This is a genomic window from Streptomyces milbemycinicus (assembly GCF_002154605.1).
GTDB classification, from domain to species: domain Bacteria; phylum Actinomycetota; class Actinomycetes; order Streptomycetales; family Streptomycetaceae; genus Streptomyces; species Streptomyces milbemycinicus.
In genome coordinates, this window is the sequence record NZ_MUNE01000182.1 from 1 (window position 1) to 6,399 (window position 6,399).

Here is a 6,399-nt window from a genome sequence, read left to right on the forward strand (position 1 = left end):
TACGGGGCCCTCGGCCCTGAGTTCGAGTACCGCTATCCGCTCGCTATCGCCCCCCTCCCCGCTGAACTTCTGCGGAGGCTCGGCATCTCCGTCCCGGAGCCCCCGAACAAGCCCGATCTCACGAAGGTGTTGCTGGCGCAAGGCCCTGGGGTCAAGATCGTCGTCGACAAGGCCCCCCTATGGCGCCACCCCGACTTCCCGATGCCCTTTGACATGGCGGCCCAAGTGCCCCCGCAGAGCGTACGGGGCTCTGGCGCCATCACGGAGGTCGTCGGTGATCCGGCGGCCTTGGTCCTGGGTGAGCGGTGGCAGTCGCTGGAGGAGGCGAGGGCCCGGCGGAGGCTGGTGCGTGACCGACTGGCGCGGCTGGGCACGATCGAGCGGGGCGGGCGGCCGGTACCGCTGGTGAAGCTTCTGGGTGATCTTCCAGGGTGGGAGATCACCGAGGTCGGCCGGGCGACCACGATCTATCCCCTTGCCCCGGGCCACAACGGCCGCACCTACGCGCAGTTCTCCCTGGGTACCCCCGCGGTGGGCCTCAGGATGCTCCATGACCACGCCCTCGATCGGGCATGGCCCAGAGAACTGCTCCTTCTGACCACGACGGGGAGGGACTTCGGGCGGTGGGTCGCGGGGAAGTTCGCGAGCGAGGTCGCCGGCCGTGGTGAGGTGCCGGTGGAGCTGGTCGCGTTCTTGTCGGCCATACCGGATGTGGACGAGGTCTGGGGGTACGCGTGGCGGGCGTTCACCCACGTCGCCGCCAGGCCGCTCACCGTCACGCAACCGCAACTGCTCAAGAACTGGCTGGCGGTGGCGTCGCGGCACGGGTTCGACAGTGACCGGCGGGCTCTGCGGCCTGGTACGCGGGGCTTCCTTGATGAGCGTCATGACGGGCTCAGCGCGGTCGCCCACGACATGCTGAAGGTCGAAATGGAGCGCCATTTCCGGATCTTCAGCCCGGGCGGAGTCGTTTCGGACGGGTTCTTCGACTTCGTGGTCCGCGATCCCGGGGAGACCGGTGATGTGCCGTCCCCGCGCGAGCAGCTGACCGCCGCGCTGACGGGGCGTACGTCCCAGGGGAGGCGGATCGGCTCGCTCGAGTCGGTCGGCATGGACGAGTTCCCGGCCCTGGACACCAGCGGCGGCCGGCTGCTGGTCGCGCTGATGGTGAACGAGTTCCGGGGGTACGGGTTCGACGACAGGACCATGACCGAGGAGCAGATCGAGCAGGCAGAAGCCGAGTTGGCGGAACTCGGCAGGGCGATGTACGAGCGGGCGGTGGCGGCCTCGGTTCCGCTGTCTCCCGACGTGCTGAGCCGGTCGGTGGAGCGGATTCTGGACGATCCGGTGGTCCGGGGGTTCGCCCCGTTCGTGTCCCTGCTCGTCGGCGGCGTCCCGCAGGTGGAGGGCCCGAATCAGCGCGTGCTGACCATGGCGAACGGGATGGCCGTGGCCGGGGCCCTGGGCCGTTATGCCCTGGGACATGACCGGTTGTCCCCGGACAGTCCGGCGTATCGGCTGGCGGCCGAGGCGCTGGAGAAGGTGGCCGTTCTCCTGACGACCGGGACCGTGCCTGTCGAAGAGCGTGCGCGTGTCGAGGGGGCCGTCAGGAGCGCGGAGATGGCGTTGACGGCCGTCCGCGAGTTGCCGGCACCGGCCGCGATCGAGTGGCCGGCGGAGATCGAGGCGCTGGACGGGACCCGGGTTCCGGTGGATCAGGTGTCGCAGGTGCAGCACCTGAATGCGTCGGGTGTGCAGGTGGGGGTGTCGCTGCGCGGAGCCGGACCGTGGAGGGGGCGCCAGCAGTCCTACGGTCTGCTGCCGGAGGTGGAGCACTATACGGAGGTGCGGTGGGCGCCGCCGGAGGACAGATGGGACCGGGCATCGGCGGTGGTGGCGGAGGGCCCGCGGAAGAAGGCGCCGTTCGGCAAGGTGTTCCTGCTCGGTATGGACGGGGACGGGACCGCGGCGTGGCTGCGAGTCCAGCCCGACCAGGTGTCCCTGGACGGTATGGAGACGGACGGGTTGGTTGTGTCGTTCGCCTACGAGCGGGCGGCGGACTATGTCTTCGCGCGTGTGCCGGCGTTGACGGCGGCGTCGTGGGATACGGCTGTGTGGTGGGCGGGTGCGGATGTGGCGGGTCCGTATGCGCGTGGTCGTGATCCGCTTCAGTGGCCGGTGGCGGGTCAGGTGCTGTCCAACCGCTTTGACCGGTGGTTGTGGACCTCTGCTCTGGGTGGGGAGCCCGGGTTCGCCACGCGTAGGGAGGCGGACGGGCACGGTGGGCAGAAGCAGGTCACGTGGCTTCGGCTGGAGGAGGGTGACTCGCTGGCGGGGTTCCGTCCGGAGCCGTCGTCGGTTCGGCTGGCCGTGTGGGCTGAGCGGGTGGCGGGTGATCGGAGGCGGGCTGGGGATGTGCAGCGGTGGTGGCGGGCGGTCCGGCTGGTGTACGGGCCGCTGCTGGAGGATGACGAGGCGGCGTTCGAGGCTCTGCTGCGTGGTTTCCACGCGTTGGATCAGTGGCGGGCGGGCCGGGGGGATGCTTCCCCGCTGACCTGGAGTGGTCTGCTGGATGTGGTCAACCCGTACATGGATCTGGTCAACGCGCACGTCTCCGAGTCCGGGCAGCCCCCGCTGGTGTGGTGGCAGGCGCTGCCGTTCACTCTGGTGTCGGCCGCGGGTGAGATCGGGGTGGAGCTGGAGCTGTCCCGCCTCGATCTGACGCCGCGGCATGCCCCCGTGCGGGCGTGGGAGCAGGCCCCGGAGTCCCCGGTGGCGCCCCGAGCGGGCGCCGCCGATGAGCCCCCTGGCAGCCCCGCGCCCGTCCGCCCGGCCTCCCCGCGGCCGATCGAGCCCGGGCCTGCCGGGGGACTCGAACAGCTCCCCGCCGCCCGGCCACTCGCCGTGGACTCCGCCGACTCCGCCGACTCCGCCGACTCCGCCGACCAGGTCTTCGTCCCCGCGTGGAACGCGCACGCGGGGGCGTGGACCGCGTTCGCCGAGGCTGCCACGGGGGCTGCGTCGGCGGAGCGGGCCGGGCGGGCGAGCGGCGAGGACACGCTGATGGCGGACCCGGACCAGGAACCGGACTTCTGGGCCGGGGTCGAGCGGGCGCGTGAGCGGTTGGAGGAGGCCGAGGCGCGGCTGTGGGCTCTGGGTGTCCCGCTGGATGTCACGGCCGGGGCGCGGGGTGCCGCTACCGGTGAAGCCGCCGAGGCCCCGGTCGTACCGAGGGGCGACGCGCAACGCCGGTGGATCGCGGGGGAGTTGACCGAGGAGGACGTGGATCCCGTCGCGGCGCGGCTCGCCGCGAGCGCCACCACCGGCCTGGCCGAGGCCGACGTACGTGCCGCGGGCGTCACGCCGGTCTACGACCAGCAGGCCCAGATCCAGATGGCGCTCCGTGGGGACAGTGGGGACAACCGGGTGCCGGTGCACGCGCTCCCGCCGCTGGAGCTGGCCCGGGTGCTGATGATGCGGCCCGGCCCCTGGACGGACGCACTGGACGACGTGGCGGCGAACGCGTCGCGGCGGCTGTGGGCGTCGGCGTACGCGGACTTCGCGGGCGCGGCAGCCGGTGCGGCACCTGGTACGGCACTCGGCGGTGCCATGGAGACGGACGTCGCCCGGGCCTGGGCCGCCGCCGTCTCCTTGGTGCTGCCGGTGGAGCCGCACGCGGTGCTCGCCGACTCCCGGTACGCCGGGGACGGCTTCCGCAGCGTGGTGCGCCAGGTCGCCGATCACCTGTTGATGTGGGGCCCGGACACGGAGGCCGCGCTGCGGTCCGCGGCGGAGCTGGCCGACATCCTGCGGCTCGACCTGGGTCTGCGGCGGCGCTGGGACGTGCCCGCCGCGGACGGTGCCGGGCCGGGGGACTCCGCCTCGCGGGTGTTCGTCGCGCCGGTCGCCCCGCGGGCGCCGGCCTCGCCTGCCCCGCTCGCCTCGCAGTCGCCCGCCCCGCCTGCGGCCGCGCCGGCTCCCGGGCTGCCGCCGCTGAGCGTGGTGGAGTTCACGCCGGACGGGACGGGCCCGGCGGAACTGGAACGGCAGGCGACGGCCGGGATCACCCCCTCCCGGGACGCGGTGGCCGTAGAGCGGCTGGCGGCTCTGCACGACCGGGACCGTCGGGTGCGGGAGAGTGCGTTCGATGTCGATGCGACGGCTCGTCGTGTGCTGCATCTGCCGGCGAATGCGCCGGTGGATCAGGCGGTGCGTGCGGAGTTGTTCGAGCTGGTGTGGGCGGCCGAGGCGGACGGGCGTGCGGACAGTCTGACGGCGCTGGGTGCGTTCCACCTCGACCTGTTGGGGGTGGTCGGGCCGGGTCACAGCAGCTACTTCACGATGGAGTGGAGCCAGATCCCGGGTGTCAGCTGGCTGGGTCCTGACGTCATGGGGGCATTGGGCGCCCTGGAGCTGAACATGGACCGGAGCGATGTCCTCGTCCCGCAGCCGGATGGTTCCCTGGCGGCCGGCGGTCCCCGGCGGAAGACGCCGTGGCCGAAGGGGACGGTGCCGTGCGTCATCGCGGGTAAGCGGCGTGGCGACATGGTGGTGGTGCGGCTGCCGGATGATTCGACGCGGGACGCGGATGTCGAGGAGCTCATCGAGCTCATGGCGATCGCCGTGGCGCGGGCGGGTCTGCCGCCGGGCACCCCGATCGTGGTGGTCGTTCCCTTCCTGGGTCAGTACGGCGTGTTCCTCCAGCAGTTCGCGGACCGTTCCGGTCTGGAGGTGTGGGCGCACAGCGGTGAGGTGACGGTCAGCGCGTGGTCCGATGGGACGGGCAGCATCGACACGGTTGCCGGACGGCCCGGAGTTCCCACGGGCGACTGGGCGTCGTTCCGGCCGGGCCAGGGGCCCGTTCTCGACGAGAGCGTGCCCGACTGGTACCGCGATGTGCTGATGTGGCCGGTGGTCAGCGAAGCGACCGAAGAGGAGACCGGCTACGCCTCGTTCAAACCCGACGAGTACGCGAGGAATTTCGAGAAGACGGAGCGCGTCAGCGACCGGATGACGACGTTCATCCACTACAGCTTCCCCACGAACACCGAGGGGCCTGAGCTGGAGCTTCCGCGTCCGGGTCCCGAGGCCAGTCCGTTCTCCCAGGCCGACGGGTTCCGCCTCAGCGCGCATGCCATCCCGGGCTACATGGTGCTGGCGATGCGGAGCGGGAACGGCGTGGTCAACCGCTATGTCGGCGAGGGTCAGGTGGTGGCGTGGGTGAAGTGGCTGGTGTCCCGGCGGCCCAAGGTCCGCTGGATCGACTTCTCCGACTGCTGGCTCGGCTCCCCCAAGGACAGCGACAGCCGGGGTCCCACCATGAGGAGCGTCTTCGACCCCGAGGTGTTCGTGGCCGATCCGCTGCGGGAGATCTCTGTGGCGCATCGCACCGCGAACGCGACGCGACTCTGGGCGCGTGCCTCCTACGGCCAGCTGTCGGATGGGGAGCGGCCTGGGACCAACGTGCGGAGGTGGGCCCTGTACTCCGATTCTCAGGGGCGGCCCCGGGAGATTGCCCTGGAGCGGCCGGATCCGGAGGGTGCGGAGCTGGACCGGCTTGCGGCGGTGGCCCGATTGCACTCGGGGCCTGGTGCGGTGTCGGCGGAGGTGCGGGAGCGGACGCTGATTGCGGTGCGGGCGCTGAAGTTGATGTTCGGGGTGTATGTGGAGGACGGTGCCGGTTTCGGGGAGCTGCTGCGGGGTGTGGCGGCGGTGGACGAGATGTGGCTGGCCGACCCGGAGTTCCGGCAGGTGGGCCCGCTGACGCTGGATCTGCTGCGGCGGGTGATCGCGGCGCATGCGGGGGCCGGGGTCGAGGTGGATCAGGAGGTCGCCCGCCGGGCGCTGGCCGCGGCGGCGACGGCGTGGGAGGCACGGCCCCGTGGCCCGCGGGGCGAACGCGTGGACATGGCGTGGGACTTCGTGGAGCTGCCGGTGGTGCGGCTGGGCGCGCAGTGGGTGCTGGGGGATGAGGCGAAGTCCGAGGCCGCCACCGCCCTGAACCTGTCCAGTTCCGGTCCGTTGGGTGAGGCGGAGCGGTTGCGGATGCTGTGGGCGTGGGTCAAGACCATGGACCTGCTGACCGCACCCGGTGTGGACGGGGACGCTCTCACCCGGCGGGTGCTCCACCTGGACCCGGGCTTCGACGTCGACCCGACGGAACGTGCGGAAGTGCGGGAGACGCTCACCCGGGCGTTCGCCGTGGGGCGGGACGCGTCCGACACGGACGTGGTGGCCGCGTACGACCGGGAGGTGTTCGGGGCGTTCGACGACACCGGCATCGCCACGGTCCTGGACGGGGTCCGGGGGAGCGGTCGTGACTTCACGGGGGAGTCGGGGCCGGCGGTGAACCTGGCGCAGATCCATACGCCGGGCGGTCTGGTGGACGCGCCGTGGCGG

Annotated in this window: 1 protein-coding gene; it reads left to right on the top strand. The window is 72.0% G+C overall.

The window, feature by feature from the left end; translation table 11 throughout:
* The coding region (locus tag CCN51_RS16065) for a lonely Cys domain-containing protein (protein WP_143675814.1) at nucleotides 1-6,399 on the top strand (6,399 nt) is incomplete at both ends.